The 24,169-nt window shown below is 33.5% G+C and carries 30 protein-coding genes; 1 reads left to right on the top strand and 29 read right to left on the bottom strand.

Annotated features, from left to right (window positions below; genetic code table 11):
- Window positions 1-34: 34 nt before the first annotated feature.
- The 8 genes from OZP11_RS17770 to OZP11_RS17735 all read right to left on the bottom strand — a co-directional run bounded on the left by OZP11_RS17770 (window position 35) and on the right by OZP11_RS17735 (window position 9,024).
- On the bottom strand, window positions 35-1,318 hold the full coding sequence (locus OZP11_RS17770; protein WP_281231856.1) for a nucleotide sugar dehydrogenase: 1,284 nt from the start codon (window positions 1,316-1,318) through the stop codon (window positions 35-37).
- A gap of 296 nt (window positions 1,319-1,614) precedes the next feature.
- The gene (locus OZP11_RS17765) at window positions 1,615-2,079 is read right to left on the bottom strand and encodes a UpxY family transcription antiterminator (protein WP_281231855.1); all 465 of its coding nucleotides are present in this window, start codon (window positions 2,077-2,079) and stop codon (window positions 1,615-1,617) included.
- 83 nt (window positions 2,080-2,162) lie between these two features.
- Complete coding sequence (locus OZP11_RS17760) at window positions 2,163-3,554, bottom strand: UDP-glucose 6-dehydrogenase (RefSeq protein WP_281231854.1); 1,392 nt, start codon at window positions 3,552-3,554, stop codon at window positions 2,163-2,165.
- Between the two features lie 20 nt (window positions 3,555-3,574).
- Window positions 3,575-4,546, bottom strand: coding sequence for an SDR family oxidoreductase (locus OZP11_RS17755; RefSeq protein WP_281231853.1), 972 nt, complete (start codon window positions 4,544-4,546; stop codon window positions 3,575-3,577).
- Window positions 4,547-4,566: 20 nt separating this feature from the next.
- Entirely contained in the window at window positions 4,567-7,017 is a 2,451-nt protein-coding gene (locus OZP11_RS17750; RefSeq protein WP_281231852.1) for a polysaccharide biosynthesis tyrosine autokinase, read from the bottom strand.
- Between the two features lie 8 nt (window positions 7,018-7,025).
- A complete protein-coding gene (locus OZP11_RS17745) occupies window positions 7,026-7,817 on the bottom strand; it encodes a polysaccharide biosynthesis/export family protein (protein ID WP_281231851.1) in 792 nt (263 codons plus the stop codon).
- Window positions 7,818-7,889: 72 nt separating this feature from the next.
- Window positions 7,890-8,510, bottom strand: a complete 621-nt coding sequence (recR, locus tag OZP11_RS17740; RefSeq protein ID WP_281231850.1) for a recombination mediator RecR — start codon at window positions 8,508-8,510, stop codon at window positions 7,890-7,892.
- A gap of 148 nt (window positions 8,511-8,658) precedes the next feature.
- The gene (locus OZP11_RS17735; protein WP_281231849.1) at window positions 8,659-9,024 is read right to left on the bottom strand and encodes a CoA-binding protein; all 366 of its coding nucleotides are present in this window, start codon (window positions 9,022-9,024) and stop codon (window positions 8,659-8,661) included.
- A 150-nt stretch (window positions 9,025-9,174) separates the two neighbouring features.
- On the opposite strand from OZP11_RS17735, the gene OZP11_RS17730 reads away from it, so the two are divergent.
- Window positions 9,175-9,804 carry a MarC family NAAT transporter gene (locus OZP11_RS17730; RefSeq protein WP_281231848.1) on the top strand — a complete coding sequence of 210 codons (630 nt, stop codon included), beginning with the start codon at window positions 9,175-9,177 and terminating at the stop codon, window positions 9,802-9,804.
- A gap of 75 nt (window positions 9,805-9,879) precedes the next feature.
- Here the strand turns inward: OZP11_RS17730 and ctlX are convergent, their stop codons facing one another.
- From ctlX to rplE, 21 genes are all read right to left on the bottom strand, one after another.
- On the bottom strand, window positions 9,880-10,815 hold the full coding sequence (ctlX, locus tag OZP11_RS17725) for a citrulline utilization hydrolase CtlX (protein WP_281235545.1): 936 nt from the start codon (window positions 10,813-10,815) through the stop codon (window positions 9,880-9,882).
- Window positions 10,816-10,881: 66 nt separating this feature from the next.
- Window positions 10,882-11,796, bottom strand: a complete 915-nt coding sequence (locus OZP11_RS17720) for a dimethylarginine dimethylaminohydrolase family protein (RefSeq protein ID WP_281231847.1) — start codon at window positions 11,794-11,796, stop codon at window positions 10,882-10,884.
- Between the two features lie 62 nt (window positions 11,797-11,858).
- Window positions 11,859-13,136, bottom strand: a complete 1,278-nt coding sequence (locus tag OZP11_RS17715; RefSeq protein WP_281231846.1) for a citrate synthase — start codon at window positions 13,134-13,136, stop codon at window positions 11,859-11,861.
- A 150-nt stretch (window positions 13,137-13,286) separates the two neighbouring features.
- Window positions 13,287-14,579: a phosphopyruvate hydratase gene (gene eno, locus OZP11_RS17710; RefSeq protein WP_281231845.1), complete on the bottom strand. Its 1,293-nt coding sequence runs from the start codon at window positions 14,577-14,579 to the stop codon at window positions 13,287-13,289.
- A 103-nt stretch (window positions 14,580-14,682) separates the two neighbouring features.
- The gene (gene carA / locus OZP11_RS17705) at window positions 14,683-15,801 is read right to left on the bottom strand and encodes a glutamine-hydrolyzing carbamoyl-phosphate synthase small subunit (RefSeq protein ID WP_281231844.1); all 1,119 of its coding nucleotides are present in this window, start codon (window positions 15,799-15,801) and stop codon (window positions 14,683-14,685) included.
- A 239-nt stretch (window positions 15,802-16,040) separates the two neighbouring features.
- Complete coding sequence (gene rplQ, locus OZP11_RS17700; protein ID WP_281231843.1) at window positions 16,041-16,532, bottom strand: 50S ribosomal protein L17; 492 nt, start codon at window positions 16,530-16,532, stop codon at window positions 16,041-16,043.
- Between the two features lie 36 nt (window positions 16,533-16,568).
- Window positions 16,569-17,561, bottom strand: coding sequence for a DNA-directed RNA polymerase subunit alpha (locus OZP11_RS17695; RefSeq protein WP_281231842.1), 993 nt, complete (start codon window positions 17,559-17,561; stop codon window positions 16,569-16,571).
- A gap of 21 nt (window positions 17,562-17,582) precedes the next feature.
- The gene (rpsD, locus tag OZP11_RS17690) at window positions 17,583-18,188 is read right to left on the bottom strand and encodes a 30S ribosomal protein S4 (protein ID WP_111364450.1); all 606 of its coding nucleotides are present in this window, start codon (window positions 18,186-18,188) and stop codon (window positions 17,583-17,585) included.
- A gap of 91 nt (window positions 18,189-18,279) precedes the next feature.
- Window positions 18,280-18,663 carry a 30S ribosomal protein S11 gene (rpsK, locus tag OZP11_RS17685; protein WP_012022477.1) on the bottom strand — a complete coding sequence of 128 codons (384 nt, stop codon included), beginning with the start codon at window positions 18,661-18,663 and terminating at the stop codon, window positions 18,280-18,282.
- An 8-nt stretch (window positions 18,664-18,671) separates the two neighbouring features.
- Window positions 18,672-19,046: a 30S ribosomal protein S13 gene (gene rpsM, locus OZP11_RS17680; protein ID WP_012022478.1), complete on the bottom strand. Its 375-nt coding sequence runs from the start codon at window positions 19,044-19,046 to the stop codon at window positions 18,672-18,674.
- 2 nt (window positions 19,047-19,048) lie between these two features.
- On the bottom strand, window positions 19,049-19,165 hold the full coding sequence (ykgO, locus tag OZP11_RS17675) for a type B 50S ribosomal protein L36 (RefSeq protein ID WP_002987490.1): 117 nt from the start codon (window positions 19,163-19,165) through the stop codon (window positions 19,049-19,051).
- 12 nt (window positions 19,166-19,177) lie between these two features.
- The gene (gene infA / locus OZP11_RS17670; protein WP_007136545.1) at window positions 19,178-19,393 is read right to left on the bottom strand and encodes a translation initiation factor IF-1; all 216 of its coding nucleotides are present in this window, start codon (window positions 19,391-19,393) and stop codon (window positions 19,178-19,180) included.
- A 7-nt stretch (window positions 19,394-19,400) separates the two neighbouring features.
- The gene (gene secY, locus OZP11_RS17665; RefSeq protein WP_012022479.1) at window positions 19,401-20,747 is read right to left on the bottom strand and encodes a preprotein translocase subunit SecY; all 1,347 of its coding nucleotides are present in this window, start codon (window positions 20,745-20,747) and stop codon (window positions 19,401-19,403) included.
- Window positions 20,748-20,760: 13 nt separating this feature from the next.
- On the bottom strand, window positions 20,761-21,213 hold the full coding sequence (rplO, locus tag OZP11_RS17660; RefSeq protein ID WP_012022480.1) for a 50S ribosomal protein L15: 453 nt from the start codon (window positions 21,211-21,213) through the stop codon (window positions 20,761-20,763).
- An 11-nt stretch (window positions 21,214-21,224) separates the two neighbouring features.
- Entirely contained in the window at window positions 21,225-21,407 is a 183-nt protein-coding gene (gene rpmD / locus OZP11_RS17655; protein ID WP_012022481.1) for a 50S ribosomal protein L30, read from the bottom strand.
- 11 nt (window positions 21,408-21,418) lie between these two features.
- Entirely contained in the window at window positions 21,419-21,943 is a 525-nt protein-coding gene (rpsE, locus tag OZP11_RS17650; protein WP_085949269.1) for a 30S ribosomal protein S5, read from the bottom strand.
- A 3-nt stretch (window positions 21,944-21,946) separates the two neighbouring features.
- Entirely contained in the window at window positions 21,947-22,297 is a 351-nt protein-coding gene (gene rplR, locus OZP11_RS17645) for a 50S ribosomal protein L18 (RefSeq protein WP_012022482.1), read from the bottom strand.
- A gap of 11 nt (window positions 22,298-22,308) precedes the next feature.
- Complete coding sequence (gene rplF, locus OZP11_RS17640) at window positions 22,309-22,851, bottom strand: 50S ribosomal protein L6 (protein WP_035650454.1); 543 nt, start codon at window positions 22,849-22,851, stop codon at window positions 22,309-22,311.
- Between the two features lie 18 nt (window positions 22,852-22,869).
- Window positions 22,870-23,268, bottom strand: a complete 399-nt coding sequence (rpsH, locus tag OZP11_RS17635; RefSeq protein WP_008464306.1) for a 30S ribosomal protein S8 — start codon at window positions 23,266-23,268, stop codon at window positions 22,870-22,872.
- A 76-nt stretch (window positions 23,269-23,344) separates the two neighbouring features.
- Complete coding sequence (gene rpsN, locus OZP11_RS17630) at window positions 23,345-23,614, bottom strand: 30S ribosomal protein S14 (RefSeq protein ID WP_008464305.1); 270 nt, start codon at window positions 23,612-23,614, stop codon at window positions 23,345-23,347.
- Window positions 23,615-23,617: 3 nt separating this feature from the next.
- The gene (gene rplE, locus OZP11_RS17625; protein ID WP_017495015.1) at window positions 23,618-24,169 is read right to left on the bottom strand and encodes a 50S ribosomal protein L5; all 552 of its coding nucleotides are present in this window, start codon (window positions 24,167-24,169) and stop codon (window positions 23,618-23,620) included.

Below are 24,169 nucleotides of genomic sequence, written 5' to 3'. Positions count from 1 at the left end.
TTGTTATTAAAATTAAAAAGGAATTTTGAAGCTTCTAGAGCCTGTTATCAGCGATAGAACCTAAAACTCCCTTTACATCATATAATAAACTATTCTCCTTTTGCAATTCTGAAAAATTTAATTTTAAAAATTCATTATGTGCTACCCCTAAAACTATAGCATCAAACTTTTCGATTGGCAAGGAATTTATAGTTTCAAGTTTGTACTCTTTTTTAACCTCTTCAACATTTGCTAAAGGGTCATAAATTGTAACTACTATTCCGTATTCTTTTAATGCTTTTATAACATCAACAATTTTTGTATTTCTTACATCCGGACAATTTTCCTTAAATGTTATTCCCAACATTAACAGATTTGCTCCATTGACAGAAACACCTTTTTTTATCATCAATTTCACAATTTGTGAAGCAACGTATTCTCCCATGCTGTCATTTAAACGTCTTCCCGCCAAAATTATTTCAGGATGATATCCAAACTCCTGAGCTCTTTGTGCTAAATAGTAAGGATCTACACCAATGCAGTGTCCGCCTACCAGACCAGGTTTAAAAGGAAGAAAATTCCACTTTGTTGCTGCTGCACTCAGAACTTCATGTGTATCTATATTCATCAGATTGAAAATCTTAGCTAGCTCATTAACAAAAGCAATATTAATATCTCTTTGGGAATTTTCAATTACTTTTGCTGCTTCCGCAACTTTTATTGAAGGCGCCAGATGGGTTCCTGCTGTTATTACTGATTTGTATAATTCATCAACTTTTAAGCCTATTTCCGGAGTTGATCCTGAAGTCACTTTTAGAATTTTATCAACAGTATGCTCTTTATCACCAGGATTAATTCTTTCCGGAGAATAACCAGCAAAAAAATCTTTATTAAATACCAAACCGGAAATTTTTTCTAAGACCGGAACACATTGCTCTTCTGTAACTCCGGGATATACGGTAGATTCGTAAACTACAATATCACCTGCTTTTAATACTTTCCCTACTGACTCGCTTGATTTATATAATGGAGTTAAATCCGGACGATTATTTTTATCAACCGGAGTTGGAACTGTAATGATGAAATAATTACAAGAGGCAATATCTTCTATTTTACCTGTGCAAAACAGACCTCTTTCTTCATTTATTTTGTTAACAAGAACCTCTTTTAAAACATCGGAATCGACTTCTAATGTGCTGTCAATTCCAGAATTTAAGCTTTTAACTCGTGATTCATTAATATCAAAACCTACAACTGGGTACTTTGTAGCGAATAATCTGGCTAATGGCAGACCTACATACCCAAGTCCGATAACTGCTATTTTAATATTTTTTTCCAATTTGTTCTCTTATTAATTCAGTGATAAAAACTCACGGCTTCGCCCTTCTGAGTCCCAATTTTGGATCAGACGTACGAAAATCATTTTCGGCAAATATAAGATATTAAGTCAATTTATTCAATACCGTTTTCCCTAATACTCTCAAAAACCACTTATTATTAAAAGTACTTATTCCCAACACATTATTAATCAATAATTAAGGAATTTTTTTATTAAAAAAACAGAGAATAAATTTCACTAATTGAAATTATATCCTCTGTTTTAACTTGAATTATTGAATTTTATTTTATAATAATCTACTTATATTTTATTTTTAGCAAACAACCTAAAGATTCCAATACTAATATATAATAATTTTTCGACAATTCTTTGACTATGGCATTTTGATTACTAAAGGCTCCTGATTCCAATTTTATTTTATCACCAACCTGAATGGACGAAACGGATATTTCTGCAAGATCAGGGGATTTTAAACTCGTTTTAATAACGTTAATCTCTTCATCTCTTACAACTGCAGGTTTTCCCAGCCAAAATAAATATCTGACAACACCTGCAATCTGAAAAACAGAATTACGGTCAGAATCCGGCAACTGAACAAAAACATAGGAATTAAACAAAGGCACTTCTACTTTTTTCTTTCTGTCAGACCATTGTTTAATTTGAGTTATTAATGGACAATAACATTCAATCCCGATTTGAACAAGTCTCTCCGCAACTTTTTTCTCCCATTTAGGTTTTGTGTATAAAACATACCAATTCATACTCATACATTATATTGAAATAAATTCCACATCACTCTTTACCCTAACACCTTTCCTGTTAAATTCATTCAATACAAATTCAACTAAGAGCCTATTCCGCTGTATATAAATCCTATTTTTTCTAATTCTTTTGCATTTAGAATATTTCTGCCATCAAAAATAAAAGCGGGCTTATGCATTGAATCATAAATTTTCTGCCAGTTATAAGTTGTAAATTCATCCCATTCTGTTAAAACAGCAATGGCATGAGCATTTTTACAAGCATCATATGCATCATCAGAAACAATTAATGATTTATTATTTTCATCAGACGATCTTGTCTCCAAATAATCTAAATCACTTAGCATTTTATTTTTTGAAACTTTTGGATCATAAACTGATACTTTTGCCTGCTCATTGATCAAATCATCAGCTACATAAATTGCAGCTGATTCTCGTGTATCGTTTGTATCTTTCTTGAATGCCCAGCCCAGAAAAGTTATTTTTTTATCAGCTACAGTATTGTACAATGTCTGGACAATTTTATTAGAAAATCTTCTTTTTTGATGATCATTCATTATAATTACCTGTTCCCAGTAGTCTGCAACTTCATTTAAACCATAAGATTTTGCAATGTAAACTAAATTCAGAATATCTTTTTGAAAACAAGAACCTCCAAACCCTACTGAAGCTTTTAAAAATTTTGGCCCTATTCGGCTGTCCATTCCTATTGCTCTTGCAACCTCATTTACATCAGCTCCTGTTTTTTCACATAATTCTGACATAGCATTTATAGATGAAATACGCTGCGCGAGAAAAGCATTAGCTGTCAATTTAGATAATTCCGAAGACCAAACATTTGTCGTTAGAATTTTATCTCTGCTAACCCAATTTGCATATACATCTACTAATGCATTAATTGCTTTTTCTCCTTCAGAAGATGAATCGCCTCCAATTAAAATTCTATCAGGGCTTAACAAATCTGTAACAGCTGTTCCTTCTGCCAGGAATTCAGGATTTGATAAAATCTGGAATTGAACACCATTTCCAGTATTATCTAATATGCTTTTAATAGCTTCTGCTGTTCGAACTGGAAGAGTAGATTTTTCTACTACAATTTTATTTTGCTTTGCAACTTTTGCAATCTGTCTCGCGCATAATTCGATGTACTTTAAATCGGCGGCCATACCCTTTCCTTTACCATAGGTTTTCGTTGGGGTATTTACCGAAATAAATATAACCTGAGCTTCATCTATTGCTTTTTCTACTTCGGTTGAAAAAAAAAGATTTCTTCCTCTTGCTTCTGCAACAATTTCTGAAAGACCCGGTTCGTATATAGGAATATTATCAGTATTTGGATCATTCCAATCTTTAATTCTTTGTTCGTTCAGATCCACAACTGTAACCTGAATATGCGGGCATTTTTGTGCAATAACAGCCATTGTAGGCCCTCCTACGTAACCGGCACCTATGCAGCAGATTTTTGTAATTTCCATTTACTATTAATTATCTGTATTTATTTTAAATTATTCCAATACCAGCTTACTGCTTCTTTCAATCCTTCTTGTAAAGAATATTTAGGATTATAACCCAGCTGTTTTTTTGCCTTGTCTATACTTGCCAATGAATGTGGTATATCTCCTGCTCTATTCTCACCATAAACAATCTGTACATTAGCAATTTCAGGATTTAATTCGGCTAAATATTTTTTCAAGTATTGCACTAATTCATTTAAGGTATTTCGATCTCCATAAGCTGTATTATAAACCGTATTAAGAGCTTCTTTATTATTAACCTCTATTGCCAATTTATTCATTTGGATCACATTGTCTATATATGTAAAATCACGCGAATAGTTCCCGTCCCCGTTAATAACAGGACTTTCAAGCTTCATCAGCTGCTTTACAAACTTTGGAATTACCGCCGCATATGCTCCATCGGGATCCTGCTTTCTTCCAAAAACATTAAAATAGCGCAAGCCTATTGTTTCTAATCCGTAAGTTTTGCTAAAAATATCAGCATATAATTCATTCACATATTTCGTAATTGCATAAGGAGACAAAGGTTTTCCAATAATATCTTCTACTTTTGGCAGCCCTTGAGAATCTCCATAAGTAGATGAACTCGCAGCATATACGAAACGTTTTACTTTAGCATCACGTGAAGCAACTAACATATTTAAAAAACCGGAAACATTTACATCATTTGTTGTGATAGGATCATTGATCGATCTTGGTACAGAACCTAAAGCAGCTTCATGCAAAACATAATCAGCATCTTGAACTGCTAACATACAATCTTCTATGTTCCGAATATCTCCTTCAATTAATTTAAAGTTTGGGTTCTCTAAAAAATCTTGTAAATTATGACGGTGGCCAGTCGAAAAATTATCTAAACAAATTACTTTATTTCCTAAACCAAGAAAATATTCACACAAATTTGAACCTATAAAACCAGCTCCTCCTGTAATTAGAATCGTATTTTGCATCGAAATTTTGATTTATTAAATTATTTTCTTCGTAATCTATTCTGAATTACACCCCACAAACTGGTTGGTTTATCTTCTTCATGGTACCCATTTGCATAAGCTCCATAACCATACCCGTAACCATAAGTAGAACCATACTTCGTTTTATTTTCAAAACCATTGAAAACAATACTTGCATTACTTAATTCACCTCTTTTAATTCTATTATTAAGCAACGTTATCATATCTTTTTTAGTATAATTCTGTCTTACAATATACAAGGTTACATCTGCATATTGAACTAATTCTAATGAATCTGAAACTAATCCAACAGGAGGTGTATCAAGAATAATATAATCATACTTCTGTTTAAGTTCTTCTATAAACTCTTTCATGGCATCTCCCAAAATCAACTCTGATGGATTTGGCGGAATTGGTCCCGAAAGTATAACATCTAAATTAGCTATCTGTGTCGAGTTGGTAATTTCCTCTAAAGTATTCTGTCTAATCAGATAATTAACTACTCCTAATTGATTATGTGTCAGACAAAATTCATCAGCGAGTCTTGGTTTTCTCAAATCCAAACCAACAATTACAGTCTTTTTTTCACTTAGCGCAAAAACAGTTGCAATATTTATAGAACAAAATGTTTTTCCTTCACCACTGATTGAAGAAGTAATCATCAAAGTTTTAGAACCGTTCAGCTGCTGTCTTTTATATAAGAATTGCAATGATGATCGTATACTTCTAAAAGCTTCTGAAAGTGCTGACTTAGGTTTATCAAAAACAGCCAAATTTACAGAGTCCTTATTTAAACCAACCACTCCAATTATTGGAATATCGGTTAATTTCGCAATGTCATCAGTATTTTGGATCGAATTGTTGATAAAGAATATCGCACATACAAATATCAGCGGCATTAATAACCCCAAAAACAAAGCCAAAATATAATTTACCGATGTTTTGGGTCCAACTAAGCCTCCTCCAATATCTTTGGCGGGATCAATAAAGTGAATATCTGACAAGTTCGATGCTTTTACAATTTCCGCCTCATTTCTTTTCTGAAGAAATTCTGTGTAAATATTATCATTAAGATCGTATTTTCTCTTGATTTTTAGAAGCTCCTGCTGTTCTTGTGGCAATCTTTTAACTGTACTTTCTGCCTGCCCAATTTTAGCATTGATCATAGACAAATCATAAAGTAAAGAGGATTTGGCAGATCCAATATTTTCTAATAAAACATTCTTAACAGCCTGCATTTGATTATCAAAGTCTTTGAAAATCTTTTCACTTTTTACCGCGTAAGCCATTTCTGATCTTTGGGTAGAAAGTGCAATAAGTTTTGAAACATTAGTAATAATATTAGGATCTTCGATACCAGCGACCGAAGGAGCAGGAAGTCTTGAATAATCGACACTATTATTTAAATAACCTTTTAGAGAGTTGTAATATGCAATTTTTCTTGTAATTTGATCTTTTTCAACATCAAAATCCATTATTTTATCTGAAAACTTTGCTCCTCCTCCCTCAATCTGAAAGATATTTTTATCTTTTGAAAAAGTTTTTAATTCATTACCTGTCTGCTTTAACTGTGTCTCCATCGCAACCAGAGTACTATCTATAAACCTGATAGTATTAGTTGCAAATTGATTCTTACCATCCAGCTGAATTTTAATCAACATTCGGACTGTTGCATTTAAATACTCAACCATTCGGGCTTTATTTGTACCTTGCATTCCTAATGTTAAAATTGAGCCGCCACTTTTCTCACTGTCAACACTAATCCCTTTATAACGAGAAACGGTCTCATCAAAATCATTAAATCTTACAAAGTATTCTTTTCCTTTATAATAACCTGGATTATCTGTTATTTGCAGTTTCCAATTTAAAAATGGCAATGCGACCTGTTCTCCAACCTTGTACTTTTTAATAAAAGCAACCGGCTGAACAGCTGTATTACTATAATTATTTGTTGAATAAGTAATTAACGAAACCGAATTACTTTCAAAGGGAATATGAATTTGATATTCATTTTCGCTTAAAAATTTGATCCGAATTAAAGTATTAACTAATTGTCCTTTTGTTTTATCAATATCAACATAAAAAGGAACTGCTCCATAAGAGTCTATCAGATTGTATTTTCCCTCTTCTAAATAATCTATATAAAACTGAAGCTTATCAACAACCCGCTCATTGTGAGATCTTGACTGAAAAATTGTTGAAATACCGTTTACCTGGTCCGAAATTCCTCCCCAATTGAAAACCAAACTGGTATTTGAGGTAAAAAAAGGATTGCTTTCTTCTTTTATTGAAATCATGGTCTGCATCCCGTAAATTTTTTCTTTTCGAATATTTACCTGATATGCAATTGTAAAAGCAATAATTAAACTAACTACAAACCATTTCCAGTAGCTTAAAATTTTCAATAAAAACCCTTTAAAATCAAAATTTGAATGATTCTCAAAAATGGAAAAATCTTTTATATCTAACATCTTTAATTTTAATTTTTGATAATTAAATACACTGTTGTTGCAAGTGACAATAAAGTTATAATTGTTCCTATTGATTGAATCCCCGTTTGTCCTGTACCCCAGGTTTTTTGGCGAAGAGGTTTAACATATATATAATCATTTGGCTGCAAATAATAATAAGGAGATTTCATAACATTAACATCTGTTAAATCAATCTCATTCATTTGAACGCCTGTAGGGGTTTGACGAATAATTGTCACTGCCTTTCTATTACCAACAGTAGTAATATCTCCGGCATTTGCAATAGCTTCTAACACATTTACATTATCTTTAAATAGTGTTTTTGTACCAGTACTCCCAACTTCACCATTAATTGTATATCTAAAACCCGCCAATTTTACGGTTACAAATATATTTGCTTCACTTTTAAAATATTCTTCAAGCAGTTGTTTCTCAATTTTAGTACGAATTTCTTCTAATGTGTACCCTATAACATTGATTTCTCCTAATATTGGCATCCTGACATTACCATGATCATCAACTGTAAAACCTTCAAAATATAATGATGCCTCTGACTTCCCTGCTACAGAACTTTTTTCTGTTGAGCTAAATATTGACACCAATTTAGGATCGATTGCCTTTATATCAATACTCAAAACATCATTTACCTGAATTCTATATGGCTTAGATTCTACCGCTGCAATATTGTTTTGTTCTCCATTGCCATTTTTTTTCTGCAGGTATACGAGATCATTTAATGGTATACAAGATGTTAAAAGCGAACTAATTAATATCAGGAAATAAAAGCTGTTTCTTGTCATTATTTTAATTTTATTGGCAAATATAGCTTTTCCGTTAATCTTCAGAAAATCTATTCTACGTTTGGAGCTTAATTAATTGTTTTTGAAAGTTTTTTCAAACGGAACACGATGCAGGATACTTCTGCCCAGTGTCACTTCATCAGCATATTCTAATTCATCTCCAACTGCAATTCCTCGGGCAATTGTCGAAATTATTATATCTGATTCGCCAATTTGTTTGTAAATGTAGAAATTGGTGGTATCTCCTTCCATAGTAGAACTCAGGGCAAAAATAATCTCATCTACTTTTCCCGATTTCACTTTCTGAATTAATGTTGAAATATTTAACTGACCCGGACCAACTCCTTCAATAGGCGAAATTTTACCTCCAAGTACATGGTATATTCCTCTATACTGACCTGTATTTTCAATTGCCATAACATCACGAATATCTTCAACCACACAAATAGTCTGATGGTTTCTGGAAGTATTGGCACAAATGTCACAGACTTTTGTATCAGAGATATTATGACAGTTTTCACAAAATTTAATATCCTCACGCATTTTCAGCAATGCCTGTGACAAAAAACCTGTTTGTTCTTTTGGCTGTCTGAGAAGATGAAGAACTAATCGCAAAGCGGTACGTTTTCCTATACCTGGCAATTGCGACATTTCATTAACTGCTTTTTCTATTAATTTTGATGAAAATTCCATAAAACAAAAGTACTATTTTTAATCTCATATATACTTTTGAAAGAATTAAAATCAATTATTAACTAAATAGATTTAATTCTGTTACTTCGTGGAAACATCCTCTGAAACAGCAGCAGTTCAATATGTATTTTATCTCTTGATTAGCAAATTAATATTGGTTGGTTGCCAGCAAAACCAAAGTACAAGCAATTTCGACTTCAATATTATTTAACTCTAATAATTGATATAACTCCGGGTTTTCTGTTCCGGGATTAAAAATGACTCTTTTGGGCTGAGCCTCGATAATGTAATTATAGTAATCGCGTTGACGTGCTGGATTTAAATATAATGTTACAGTATCAATATTTTTCAAAGGAATAGCTTTTGTTTGTATTTTCACTCCTGCAACCTCTCCTGTGTTTTGACCAATTGCTATTACGGTATGACCTTTTTGTGTCAGCATATTAATAGCTCTAAAAGCATAACGATCCGTTTTTGTAGTTGCTCCCAGCAATAAAGTTTTTTTATTTTTCATCGTTTTATAATATATCGACAAAGGTAGACAAAAAGAACCAGCACAGAATGTCCTCTTACACTACAATATTGACTGTAAAAAATAAAACATAAACACATTTTTATCTGCAAATTAAAATTTACCTACTTTTACTTTACAAACCAATACTCTATGGATTTATTCATTTATTTATTTGCAGCACTCTTTTCGGTGCTAAACCCAATAGGAACAGTTCCTATTTTCGTTGGATTAACACAGCATGATTCTCAAAAAGAACGCTCAAGAATTTCACTCTGGACAGCTGTCAACGTATTTATTATTCTATTGGTATCTTATTTCATTGGCCAATATGTGTTGACTTTTTTTGGAATAAGCATCGATGCTCTTAGAATTGCAGGCGGTATTATTATCGTTAACTCAGGATTTTCATTATTATCCGGCAAAATCAGCAAAAAGAGAGGAATCAATAAAAAAATTGAAACTGATGCACAGCAGAGAAATGATATTGCATTAACACCTCTTGCGATCCCAATGCTGGCAGGTCCTGGTTCAATTTCGTTATTAATTGCGTTTTATCAGGAACATCATGAAATAAAAGAAATCATAATTTCATGCTTGGCAATTTTAGCAATTGGAATTGCTATTTACCTGATTTTAAAAAGTGCACATTATCTCGCCCGTATATTGGGTGCGTCAGGAATTGTTGCAATTTCCAGAATCGTTGGTTTTATTGTAATTTCTATTGGAATTCAGTATATCGTTAGTTCAATTGTAAATATAATAAGAGGTAATCTAATGTAATTTCAATCTTTTAAAAATATAAAAAATGGGATAGAACTAAAGTTTTATCCCATTTTTTATTACTATTTTCTAACCTTAATTTCGTGGCAGAAACACTTCCGCCATCATACATCTCGCACTTCCGCCTCCGCAGGCTTCAATGGTATCTAAACTAGAACTTAAAATTTCTGCATGTTTTTCTAATTGTTCAATTTGTTTTGAAGTTAGACTTTGATGCGCCGAAGCGCTCATAACGATATATCGTTTATCATTCGTACCACGAACTTCCAGCATATTTCCAGCAAAATTATTTACTTGGTCCTCTGTAATTAAAATAATTTCCTTTTTATCATCTTTCAGATTATCAAGAACCATCTTACGTTCTTTCTTATCATCAATGCAATCTGCACAAATTACCGCAAATGTTTCACCTAAACACATCATTACATTTGTATGATAAATCAGCTTACGCTCTCCTTCAACAGTTTGAAAAGCTTCGAAAATTACCGGTGCATAATCAAAATCTTCACAAAACTCGATAAACAATTCTTCATCTGCGCGCGGAGATAAGGCACAATATGCTTTTCCGTTTGCACGATCTAAGAGTAAACTTCCTGTTCCTTCCAAGAAGTAACCATCGTCTTCTGCAGAAGTATAATCCATTATGTTAGAAATCTCGAATCCTTTTTCTTCAAGAGTGTCTAAAATATCTTCGCGTCGCTCCTGACGTCTGTTTTCCGCAAACATTGGATAAAGAGCGACATCTCCATTTTCATGAAAGGAAACCCAATTATTCGGAAAAATACTATCCGGAGTATCTGTTTCCAAATTATCATCAATTACAGTTACATCAACACCAACAGCTCTTAATTTTTCAACAAAAGCGTCAAATTCCTGTTGCGCTTTTGCATTTACAGTACTTGGCAGCAATCCATCCAAAACCTTTTGGTAATAATTGTTCACAGCAGTCTGTTCATTCATTCTGAAAGCAACAGGCCGAATCATAACGATCGCATTAGTAGTTTGTTTCATCATTATATTTTTTTGTTTCAAGTTTAATGTTTCAAATTGACACAACATGAAACCTGAAACTATTTTTTAGTCTCTAATTAGTGGAAGCGTTGAACATCTTAACAACCCTTCTTGTTTTGCTATCTCAGCATAAGGTATTTCTTCAACAGTAAAGCCATTGCTTCGAAGCCAGTTATTTAATCGGGTGAAGTTTTTCTCGGAAACTACAACATCTTTATCAATTGAAAACACATTTGAAAACATATTATACATTTCCTCTCTTTCAATATGAAATAGATTTTCTTTTCCAAAAAGATTTACGAGATATAAATAATCTGCTTCTTCGCGAAAACCTCTTTTATAAATAATTCCTTTATTCGTACCAACAGGCTGAAAACAACAATCCAGATGAAGTGCATTATCTCTGGCTTCTAATTTAGATTTAACTAAATCAAATTCCTTTACAATTTTATTTGGAAAAAGTTCTTTAATAAAGTTAACACCATACATATTAGTTCTCGCTGTAATATAATCTTTATAATCACTTCCTTTATAGGTACCTATAAAAATATGATCATTCCAAAGCATAACATCACCGCCTTCAATATGAACTTCCTCTGGTGGACGAACGATTTTTAAAGGATCGATCTGATCAATCACATATTGAATAGCATCCAATTCACGCTCACGATCAGGAAGTATATTCGACTTTACAAACACATCATCAATTACAAATCCAATATCCCTTGCGAAAATCTGATTATAATTTTCAATCATTTCAGGACGGTATACTTTTACATCGTATTTCTGAAAAACAGCATTAAAAGCATCCATTTCAGCAACCATGTCTCTTTCTACAGGATAGGTCCCTGCTTTAATATGTTCCAACGATTTGGGATCATAGGCTTCATCAATTGACGGAGTTGGCCCATTATGAACGGCCGAACCCAAAACTACTGCACGCAATCTTGACGTTTCGTTCTTTACATTTAATTGCAACATAACTTTATTGTATTTTGAGCAAATATAAAAAAAGCTTCACAGTAAAGTGAAGCTTTCGTTTTTTATTTATTAGACTTAAACTCTCGTAAAGGATGTCCTGTATAAATTTGTCTTGGTCTTCCAATTGGTTCTTTGTTTTCACGCATTTCTTTCCATTGTGCGATCCATCCCGGTAATCTTCCAATTGCAAACATTACAGTAAACATATCTGTAGGAATTCCTAATGCTCTGTAAATAATTCCAGAGTAAAAGTCAACATTTGGATATAAGTTTCTTGACTTGAAGTAATCATCTTCAAGAGCTGCCGATTCTAATTTTTTAGCAATTTCCAAAATCGGATCTTCAACACCTAAAGTTTCTAAAACCTCTTTAGCTGCTTGTTTAATAATTCTTGCTCGCGGATCAAAGTTTTTATAAACTCTGTGTCCGAATCCCATTAAACGGAAAGGATCATTTTTATCTTTAGCTTTTGCCAAAAATTTATCAGTATCTCCTCCGTCTTTATTAATTTCCTCCAGCATTTCAAGTACAGCTTGATTTGCCCCTCCGTGTAATGGTCCCCAAAGAGCAGAAACTCCGGCAGAAACAGAAGCAAATAAACCTGCATGCGAAGAACCTACCATTCTAACCGTTGAAGTAGAACAGTTTTGTTCATGATCAGCATGAAGAATGAATAATTTATCTAAAGCATTTACAATTACTGGATTTGCAGTATATGGACCAGTAGGCAGCTTAAACATTAACTGCATAAAGCTCTCAACATATCCTTGTGTATTATCATAATAATTTAAAGGATATCCCATTGATTTTCTGTATGTCCATGTAGCAATTACAAGGAATTTAGCCATTGTTTTGCAAATAGCTTCATACACATCTTTTTCATTATCAACATTTACAGACTTTGGATTGAATGCTGTTAAAGCACTTGTCAAAGCAGACAAAACTCCCATTGGGTGGGCTGTTTTTGGGAAACCATCAATGATATTTTTCATTTCTTCGTTTACCAAAGAATGTTTTTTAATACCATTTTCGAATTGTTCTAATTCTGCTGAAGTAGGTAATTCACCAAAAATCAAAAGATAAGACACCTCAAGGAAACTTGCTTTTTCTGCTAAATCTTCGATAGAATATCCTCTGTAACGCAAAATTCCTAACTCTCCGTCCAAGAAAGTGATTTCACTTTTACAAGATCCAGAATTTTTATATCCCGGGTCAAGTGTAATAAGACCGGTTAAATCTCGTAATTTGTTAATATCGATAGCAGATTCATTTTCGCTTCCTGTAATTACAGGAAGTTCAATCTTCTTCCCATCGACTTCTAATGTAGCTATTTTTGACATAGGAAATAATTCTATAAAATAATAATTTATCAAATCTAAGCAATTTAAGACTAATTAAAAAAAGAATACTGCTATGAATTTGTTAAAACTCCAAAAAAAAAACCATCCGTTAAAAACGAATGGCCTTTTTTCAATAAGTATAACTTACAATTATTTGATCTTGAAAGCATTTAAACCAGGGAAATAAGCAGTAGCTCCCAGCTCTTCTTCAATTCTTAACAATTGATTGTATTTTGCCATACGGTCAGAACGAGAAGCAGATCCTGTTTTAATTTGTCCGCAATTTAAAGCAACAGCTAAATCAGCAATTGTATTATCTTCTGTTTCTCCAGAACGGTGAGACATTACAGATGTGTAACCAGCGTTTTTCGCCATGTTTACAGCAGCAATAGTTTCAGTTAAAGTACCAATTTGGTTTACTTTTACTAAGATTGAGTTAGCAATTCCTTTTTCGATACCAGTTGACAAACGAGCAACGTTAGTTACGAATAAATCATCACCTACTAATTGAACTTTATCACCAATTTTTTCAGTTAAAGCTTTCCATCCATCCCAGTCATCTTCGTACATACCGTCTTCGATAGAGATAATTGGATATTTAGCAGCAAGTTCTGCTAAGTATTGAGCTTGTTCTTCAGAAGTTCTGATTTTTCCTGTTTCACCTTCAAATTTAGTGTAATCGTATTTACCGTTTACATAAAACTCAGAAGCAGCACAGTCAAGGGCAATCATAATTTCATCTCCGAAAGAATATCCAGCTTTTTCAACTGCCAATTTAATAGTATCTAAAGCATCTTCAGTTCCGCCAGCTAAATTAGGAGCAAAACCTCCTTCGTCACCAACAGCAGTACTTAAACCTCTATCGTGTAATACTTTTTTCAAGTTGTGGAAAATTTCAGTTCCCATTTGCATAGCATGCGTAAAAGAAGTTGCTTTTACCGGGAAAATCATAAACTCCTGGAATGCGATTGGTGCATCAGAGTGAGAACCACCGTTGATGATGTTCATCATTGGAACTGGTAATGTATTAGCAGAAACCCCGCCAACGTATCTGTATAATGGCAATCCTAATTCATTTGCAGCAGCTTTTGCAGCGGCAAGAGAAACTCCTAAAATTGCATTAGCACCTAATTTAGATTTGTTTGGAGTTCCGTCTAAATCGATCATAAGCTGATCGATAGTATTTTGTTCAAAAACAGAAGTCCCAACTAATTCTTCAGCAATAACAGTATTTACATTATTCACTGCGTTCAAAACTCCTTTTCCTAGATAAGCCTTACCTCCGTCACGTAATTCGACAGCTTCATGTTCTCCAGTTGAAGCTCCAGATGGCACAGCTGCTCTACCTAAAACTCCATTTTCTGTTACTACATCAACTTCAATAGTAGGATTCCCTCTGGAATCAAGAATTTGTCTTGCGTGAACTTTAATTATAATACTCATTATTTTTTGTTTTTTTATTAATAAATTATATATTTTTTTCGAAATTATAAAAATATCCGATAGCAAAAACGAAATTTAATTATTAAATACCTTTATTTATTAACTACATCGTTTTAGAGGCAGCAAGTTTTATGTTCTCAACAAACTGATCAAACAAATAGGACGAATCATGAGGTCCCGGGCTTGCTTCAGGATGATATTGTACTGAAAAACAATTCTTATTTTTCATACGCATACCTGCTACAGTATCATCATTTAAGTGAATATGAGTAAGCTCTAATTCCGGGTGCCCTTCTAATGCTTCCCTCTTAACTGCAAAGCCATGATTTTGAGAAGTAATCTCTCCTTTACCTGTAAGAAGGTTTTTTACCGGATGATTTATCCCTCTGTGTCCTCCAAACATTTTATATGTTTTTACACCATTTGCAAGCGCAATTACCTGATGCCCTAAACAGATTCCAAACAAAGGTTTATCATCAGCTATAATCTTTTTCGCAACTTCAATCGCCCCATACAGCGGATCAGGATCACCAGGCCCATTTGATAAGAAATAACCATCTGGATTAAAAGCAGTCAAATCTTCATAAGTTGAATCGTATGGAAAAACTTTAATGTAACAATCTCTTTTTGCAAGATTTCTTAAAATGTTCTTTTTAATACCAAGGTCTAATGCAGATATCTTATATTTAGCATTTTCATCACCAACAAAATAAGGTTCTTTAGTTGAAACTTTTGATGCCAGTTCTAAACCTTCCATATTAGGCACATCCGCTAATTCTCTCTTTAAATCCTCAATTGAAGTACCGTCTGTACAAATAACTGCATTCATCGCACCGTTATCACGTATATAACTTACAAGCGCACGAGTATCAACATCTGAAATGCATATTAGATTTTGTTTAGTGAAATAATCTTCTAAACTACCGGAAGCACCTTCTCTAGAATAGTTAAAACTAAAATTTTTACAAACTAAACCAGCAATTTTAACGCTTTCAGATTCAACCTCTAAATCATTAATACCATAATTTCCAATATGCGGATTAGTGGTAACCATAATTTGTCCAAAGTAAGAAGGATCAGTAAAAATCTCCTGATAGCCCGTCATTCCTGTATTAAAACAAACCTCTCCAAATGTTTTACCGCTGATTCCAATCGATTTACCATGAAAAATAGTTCCATCGCTAAGTAATAAAATGGCGCTTTGTCGTGTAGTGTATTTCATTATTTAATTTGTATTGTTTTTTTTAATTGTCTTATGAAACTTAAAAGTATCACGTGTAATTAGATATTTTGCAAATTTAAACCTTTAAAAGAGCCCTGCCAAGATTTTTTAAAACTTTCATTCATGAAAATAAAACCCCGAACTTGAAATAAGTTAAATTTTGCTCTCAAAAAATCAAAAAAAAAGGATAAACTAAAAATTAGTTTATCCTTGATTTTATAGAACAATCACTTTCATAATTATTCAGAAGCTTCTGTAGTCGTTTCAGATTCAGCAGCTGGAGCTTCAGGAGCAGTTCCTTCAGCTTTTTTAGCCTTACCACCACGACGGCTTTTAGCTTTTTTAACTTCTTTTTTACCTCCGTTGTAAAGTTCATTGAAATCAACAAGTTCGATCATAGCCATATCAGCATTATCTCCTAAACGATTTCCAACTTTAATGATACGAGTGTATCCTCCTGGACGGTCACCTACTTTTGCAGCAACATCCCTGAATAAATCAGTTACAGCATATTTACTACGTAAGTAAGCAAAAACAACACGACGGTTATGAGTCGTATCTTCTTTAGATTTTGTAATTAAAGGCTCAACGAATTGTTTAAGCGCTTTAGCTTTAGCAACAGTAGTGTTAATACGTTTGTGCTCGATAAGAGAACAAGCCATATTAGCCAGCATAGCTTTTCTATGTCCAGTCTGTCTGCTTAAGTGATTGATTTTTTTTCCGTGTCTCATTGCTATTTTAAATTTAATCCGCCGAGGCGGATTGAATTATTCTTTATCTAATTTGTATTTAGCTAAATCCATTCCGAAGGTTAAATTCTTAACTGCAACAAGTTCATCAAGTTCAGTTAAAGATTTTTTACCGAAATTACGGAATTTCATCAGGTCATTTTTATTGAAAGATACTAAATCACCAAGTGTATCAACTTCAGCCGCTTTCAAGCAATTTAATGCTCTCACAGATAAATCCATATCAACAAGCTTAGTTTTAAGCAATTGTCTCATATGCAATGACTCTTCATCATACGATTCTGTTTGTGCAATTTCGTCAGCCTCAAGTGTAATTCTTTCATCAGAAAACAACATAAAATGGTGAATTAAAACTTTAGCAGCTTCAGTAAGAGCATCTTTAGGATTAATCGATCCATCAGTTTTAATCTCAAAAACTAATTTTTCGTAATCTGTCTTTTGCTCAACACGGAAGTTTTCGATTGCATATTTTACATTTTTTACCGGAGTAAAAATAGAATCTGTAAAAATTGTTCCAATTGCAGCATTCTGTTTTTTGTTCTCTTCAGCAGGAACGTATCCTCTACCTTTTTCGATTGTTAAATCGAAGTTCAATTTGATTTTAGAATCTAAATTACAGATAACAAGGTCTGGATTCAAAACTTGAAAACCTGAGATAAATTTTTGAAAATCACCTGCTGTCAACTGATCTTTACCATAAACAGAAATAGTAACTGATTCATTATCGATATCTTCGATCTGACGTTTGAAACGTACTTGTTTTAGATTAAGGATAATTTCGGTAACATCTTCAACAACACCTGAAATAGTAGAAAACTCATGATCTACACCTTCGATACGAACAGATGTAATTGCATAACCTTCTAATGCTGAAAGCAAAACTCTTCTAAGTGCATTACCAACTGTCAATCCGTAACCAGGTTCTAAAGGTCTAAATTCAAATTTACCTTCAAAATCGGTTGAATCGATCATGATAACTTTATCGGGCTTTTGAAAATTAAATATTGCCATAAATTTCGACTAAGTCAATTATTATTTGTTGTACAACTCTACGATTAATTGCTCTTTAATGTTTTCTGGAATTTGAAGTCTCGCAGGTACAGAAACAAAAGTTCCTTCTTTAAGATCATTGTTCCAAGTAATCCATTCATAAACATGACTTGAATTTGATAAAGAACGCTCGATAGCTTCTAAAGATTTAGATTTTTCACGAACTGCAACTTTATCACCAGGCTTAAGGTGGTAAGAAGGAATATTTACAACTTCTCCATTTACTGTAATGTGTCTGTGAGATACAATTTGACGAGCACCTCTTCTAGATGGAGCAATTCCCATTCTAAAAACAACATTATCTAATCTTGCTTCACATAATTGTAATAAAACTTCACCCGTTACTCCTTTAGTAGCTGATGCTTTTTCGAATAAATTTCTGAATTGTTTTTCTAAAATTCCATAAGAATATTTAGCTTTTTGCTTTTCCATTAACTGAACAGCATATTCAGATTTTTTTCCTCTTTTTTTAGCCATCCCGTGTTGTCCAGGTGGGTAATTTCTTTTTTCGAAAGATCTGTCATCTCCGAAGATTGCTTCGCCAAATTTACGAGCGATTTTGGTTTTAGGACCAGTATATCTTGCCATTTTAAAAAAATTTTAAGGTAGAGATTATGAATTCAGGTCTAATCCTCCGATAATCTATATTCTACCTTGATTATACTATAAAAATAAAAAATTAAACTCTACGTCTTTTTGGAGGACGACATCCGTTGTGTGGCATTGGAGTAACATCGATGATCTCAGTAACTTCAATTCCACCGTTATGAATAGAACGGATTGCAGACTCACGTCCGTTTCCTGGTCCTTTTACATAAACTTTTACTTTTTTAAGTCCTGCCTCAAGAGCTACTTTGCTGCAATCTTCTGCTGCCATTTGAGCTGCGTACGGAGTGTTCTTTTTAGAACCTCTGAAACCCATTTTACCAGCTGAAGACCAAGCAATAACTTCACCTTTCTTATTTGTCAAAGAAATGATAATATTGTTGAAAGTCGAAGAAATATGAGCTTCACCCGTTGATTCAACGATAACTTTACGTTTTTTTGCAGTTGCTTTAGCCATATTACTTATTATTTAGTTGCTTTTTTCTTGTTAGCAACAGTTTTTCTTTTTCCTTTTCTTGTTCTAGAGTTATTTTTAGTTCTTTGACCTCTTAATGGAAGACCAGATCTATGACGAATACCTCTATAACAACCAATATCCATTAAACGTTTGATGTTCAAAGAAACTTCAGAACGTAATTCTCCTTCAATTTTGTAAAATGAAACAGCATCACGAATCGCTCCGATCTCGTCATCATTCCAATCTTGAACTTTTTTATCCTGGCTAACTTGAGCTTTCTCTAAAATCTCAATAGCTCTACTTTTTCCTAATCCGAAGATATAGGTAAGTGCTATAACACCTCTTTTGTTTTTTGGGATATCTACCCCTGCTATTCTTGCCATAATTATCCTTGTCTTTGTTTAAATCTAGGATTCTTTTTGTTTATCACGTACAATCTTCCTTTTCTACGCACGATAATGCACTCGGCACTTCTCTTTTTTACTGATGCTCTAACTTTCATACTGAATATCTTTTAATATCGATAAGTAATTCTTGCTTTTGACAAGTCGTAAGGGCTCATTTCCAATTTCACTTTATCACCAGGTAATAATTTGATATAATGCATTCGCATCTTTCCAGAAATATGAGCAATTACAATATGTCCATTTTCTAACTCCACACGGAACATAGCATTTGATAATGCCTCAATAATTGATCCGTCTTGTTCTATTGCTGATTGTTTTGCCATAAATATATTAAGCTACTGCTTTTCTATTTTTACCAGTCTTCATTAAACCATCATAATGTTTGTTTAACAAATATGAATTGATTTGTTGAATAGTGTCTATTGCAACCCCAACCATAATTATTAATGAGGTACCTCCAAAAAACATTGCCCAAGATTGTTGTACATCCATAATACTTACAACAATAGCTGGGAACACAGCAATCAAAGCAAGGAATAAAGATCCTGGGAAAGTTATTAAAGACATCACTTTATCTAAGAAATCAGAAGTTTCTGCTCCTGGGCGAACCCCTGGAATAAAACCACCGCTTCTTTTCAAATCATCAGCCATTTTGTTAGTAGGTACAGTGATTGCAGTATAAAAGAATGTAAATACAATAATTAAAGTTGCAAAAACAAAATTATACCAGAAACCAAACATATTACTAAATGCACCAACAATTGATTGTGATGTATCTGACTTAGACAGTCCAGCTACAGCTGCAGGGATAAACATAATTGCCTGAGCAAAAATGATTGGCATAACTCCAGAAGCATTAAGCTTAAGAGGAATCCATTGTCTATTACCACCTGCTAAATCTTGCTCATAATCACCAGTTGTTGTACGACGAGCGTATTGAACCGGGATTCTACGTACTGCCATAGTAAGCAATACACAAGAAATAATAACTAATAACCACACAATAATTTCAATAACTAACAACATTGGACCTCCATTGTTATTGGTAACTCTCGTTGTAAACTCTTGAATAAAAGCTTGCGGTAAACGAGCCAGGATACCAACCATAATTAATAATGAAATTCCATTTCCAATACCTTTATCTGTAATCTTCTCACCAAGCCACATAGCAAAAATTGTACCTGTAACTAAGATGATAACTGACGAGAACAAAAATTCAGGTGAATTAAAGCCCAGTAGAAAAGCACTACCAGGCAATGTTCTGTATAAATTATAGATATAAGTTGGACCTTGAACCAGTGTAATAGCTATAGTCAACCAACGAGTGATTTGATTAATCTTTTTTCTACCACTTTCTCCATCATTTTGAAGCTTTTGCAAATAAGGAATAGCAATTCCCATTAACTGAACAACAATAGATGCAGAAATATAAGGCATGATACCTAAAGCAAAAACTGAAGCTTTAGAGAAAGCACCCCCAGTAAACATGTCTAGGATTGACCCTAAACCATTTTTAGTTTGTCCCGCTAAACCTGTTAATTGAGTTGCGTCAATTCCAGGAAGCGTAACGTGTGCACCAAAACGATATACTAAAAGCAATCCTAATGTAATTAAGATTCTGTTTTTCAGTTCTTCGATTTTCCAAACATTACTTAGTGATTCAATAAATTTCTTCATCTTAATAGATAAGTTATATAGTTACAGCTTCACCACCAGCAGCTTCAATAGCAGCTTTTGCAGTAGCAGTAAATTTGTGGGCAGTTACTTTTAATTTTGCTTTCAATTCACCTCTACCTAAAATCTTAACGATTTCATTTTTTGAAGCTAGACGATTTGCTACGAAATCTGTCATAGAAACAGAATCAGTAATCACACCATTGTCTACTAATAATTGAAGCGTATCTAAATTAACACCTTCGTATTCTTTACGATTGATGTTTTTGAAACCGAACTTAGGAACACGTCTTTGAAGTGGCATTTGTCCACCCTCAAAACCAATCTTTTTAGAATAACCAGAACGAGATTTTGCTCCTTTGTGTCCACGTGCAGCAGTACCACCTTTTCCAGAACCTTCTCCTCTACCTACTCTTTTATTTTGATTGTGCGTTGATCCTTCAGCAGGCTGTAAGTTACTTAAATTCATAACAGTATTTGTTATTTAGCTTCTTCTACAGAAACTAAGTGTTTAACTTTGTTTATCATCCCAAGGATAGCAGGATTTGACTCATGCTCCACAACTTGTCCTAATTTACGTAGACCTAAAGCTTCTAAACCTCTCTTTTGAGAAAGAGGACAGTTGATCTTGCTTCTTACTTGTTTTACTAATAATTTAGCCATAATTTCCTTGATTAACCTTTAAAAACTTTTTCTAAAGAAACTCCTCTCTGTTTTGCAACAGTATGAGCGCTTCTCATTTGTAATAAAGCATCAAAAGTTGCTTTAACTACGTTATGAGGATTTGATGATCCTTGAGATTTAGATAATACGTCGTGAATACCTACTGATTCAAGAACTGAACGAACAGCTCCACCAGCAATAACTCCTGTACCATGAGAAGCAGGAATTAAGAATACACGTGCACCACCAAATTTTCCTTTTTGTTCGTGAGGAACTGACTGGCCATTTAAAGGAATTCTCACTAAGTTTTTCTTAGCATCTTCTACTGCTTTCGCAATTGCTTCAGAAACGTCTTTTGATTTTCCTAATCCGTGACCAACTACTCCATTTTCATCACCTACAACTACAATAGCAGAAAAACCGAAAGCTCTACCTCCTTTTGTAACTTTAGTAACACGATTTACACTAACCAGACGATCTTTAAGTTCAAGACCACTAGGTTTTACCAATTCTACATTTTTGTATTTAGACATAATATATTAGAATTTAAGTCCAGCGGCTCTTGCGCCTTCTGCTAATGATTTAATACGACCGTGATATAAATATCCACCTCTATCAAAAGTGATGGTATCGATCCCAGCTTTTAACGCTTTTTCTGCAACTAGTTTTCCAACAGCAGCAGCGATTTCAACGTTAGTACCTTTTGCTATTTCTTTTTCTCTTGAAGATGCAGCTAATATAGTAACTCCATTTACATCATCAATAAGTTGAGCGTAAATTTCTTTGTTACTTCTAAATACAGATAGTCTTGGTTTAGCAGCAGAACCACTAATTGTTTTTCTAATTCTGAATTTAATTCTCTGTCTTCTTTCAGATTTTGTTAATGACATAATCTTATATTTTAAGCTGATTTACCTGCTTTTCTTCTTAATACTTCACCCACAAATTTAACACCTTTTCCTTTATATGGCTCTGGCTTACGGAAACCTCTGATTTTCGCAGCAACTTGTCCTAAAAGTTGTTTATCAAATGATGTTAATTTTACGATTGGGTTCTTACCTTTTTCAGATATTGTTTCTAAAGCTACTTCTGGAGCAATTTCTAAAACAATATTGTGAGAATATCCAAGAGCTAAATCTAATTTTTGACCTTGGTTTGAAGCTCTATAACCAACTCCAACTAATTCTAGTTCTTTTGTGAAACCTTCAGATACACCAACAACCATATTACTGATCAAAGATCTGAATAATCCGTGTTTTGCTCTATGGTCTTTATGATCAGACGATCTTTCTACTAAAACCTGATCGCCTTCAACAGTTACATTTACGTCCGAAAACTCCTGAACTAGTTGACCTTTTTTTCCTTTTACTGTAATAATACCGTCTTTAACTTCTACAGTTACACCAGCAGGGATTACAATTGGGCTTTTACCTATTCTTGACATCTTATCTAGTGTTTAAAATTAGTATACGTAACAAATTACTTCACCACCTACATTTAACTGCTTAGCTTGTTTTCCTGTCATCAAACCTTTTGATGTAGAAACAATAGCAATTCCTAATCCGTTAAGGATTCTTGGTAATTTGGCAGCACCTGCGTACTTACGTAAACCAGGTTTACTAATTCTTTGGATATCTTTAATTACAGGCTCTTTAGTATCTTTATCATACTTTAAAGCAATTTTGATAGAACCTTGAACTGTGTTCTGCTCAAATTTGTAACTTAAGATATAACCTTGATCAAATAAGATCTTAGTTATTTCTTTTTTAAGATTAGAAGCTGGAATTTCAACAACTTTGTGGTTTGCAGCCACAGCGTTACGAACTCTAGTCAAATAATCTGCAATAGGATCTGTATACATATGTATTTGATTGCGATTATGGTTTTCAGGAAGCACCCGCTTCCTGAACCTTTAATCAATTTATAAACTTTTTAAATTACCAGCTGGCTTTTTTCACACCTGGAATTAATCCATTGTTAGCCATTTCACGGAAAGTTACACGAGAGATTCCGAATTGACGGATATAACCTCTTGGTCTTCCAGTTAATTTGCAACGATTGTGTAAACGAACAGGTGAAGCATTTTTTGGTAATCTTTGTAAACCTTCATAGTCTCCAGCTTCTAATAAAGCTTTTCTCTTTTCAGCATACTTAGCTACCGTTTTCTCTCTTTTCACCTCGCGGGCTTTCATTGATTCTTTAGCCATGTCTTAATTCTTTTTAAAAGGTAATCCTAATTCAGCCAATAATGACTTTGCTTCCTTGTCTGTCTTTGCAGTAGTAACAAATGTAATATCCATTCCTGAAATTTTGTTTACTTTGTCAATATCAATTTCTGGGAAAATGATTTGCTCTAAAACTCCAAGATTGTAGTTACCTCTTCCGTCGAAACCAGTAGCTTTAATACCACTAAAATCTCTAACACGTGGTAAAGCAGAAGTGATAAGTCTATCTAAAAACTCATACATTCTTTCTCCACGTAAAGTAACTTTTGCTCCAATAGGCATCCCTTTTCTTAATTTGAAAGACGCAACGTCTTTCTTAGAAATTGTAGATACTGCTTTTTGTCCAGTGATCTTAGTTAACTCATCAACTGCATAGTCAATAAGTTTTTTATCAGATACAGCTGCACCAACTCCACGGCTCAAAACGATTTTTTCAAGTTTAGGAACTTGCATTACGTTTGTATATCCGAACTCTTCTTTAAGAGCAGAGATTACTCTACTCTTATATTCTTCTTTTAGTCTAGGTGTATATGCCAT

The sequence above is a fragment of the Flavobacterium gelatinilyticum genome, assembly GCF_027111295.1.
In the GTDB taxonomy this organism is placed as follows: Bacteria; Bacteroidota; Bacteroidia; order Flavobacteriales; family Flavobacteriaceae; genus Flavobacterium; species Flavobacterium gelatinilyticum.
Note: the sequence above shows the minus strand (reverse complement) of the source record. Positions and strands in the feature narration are given on the sequence as shown.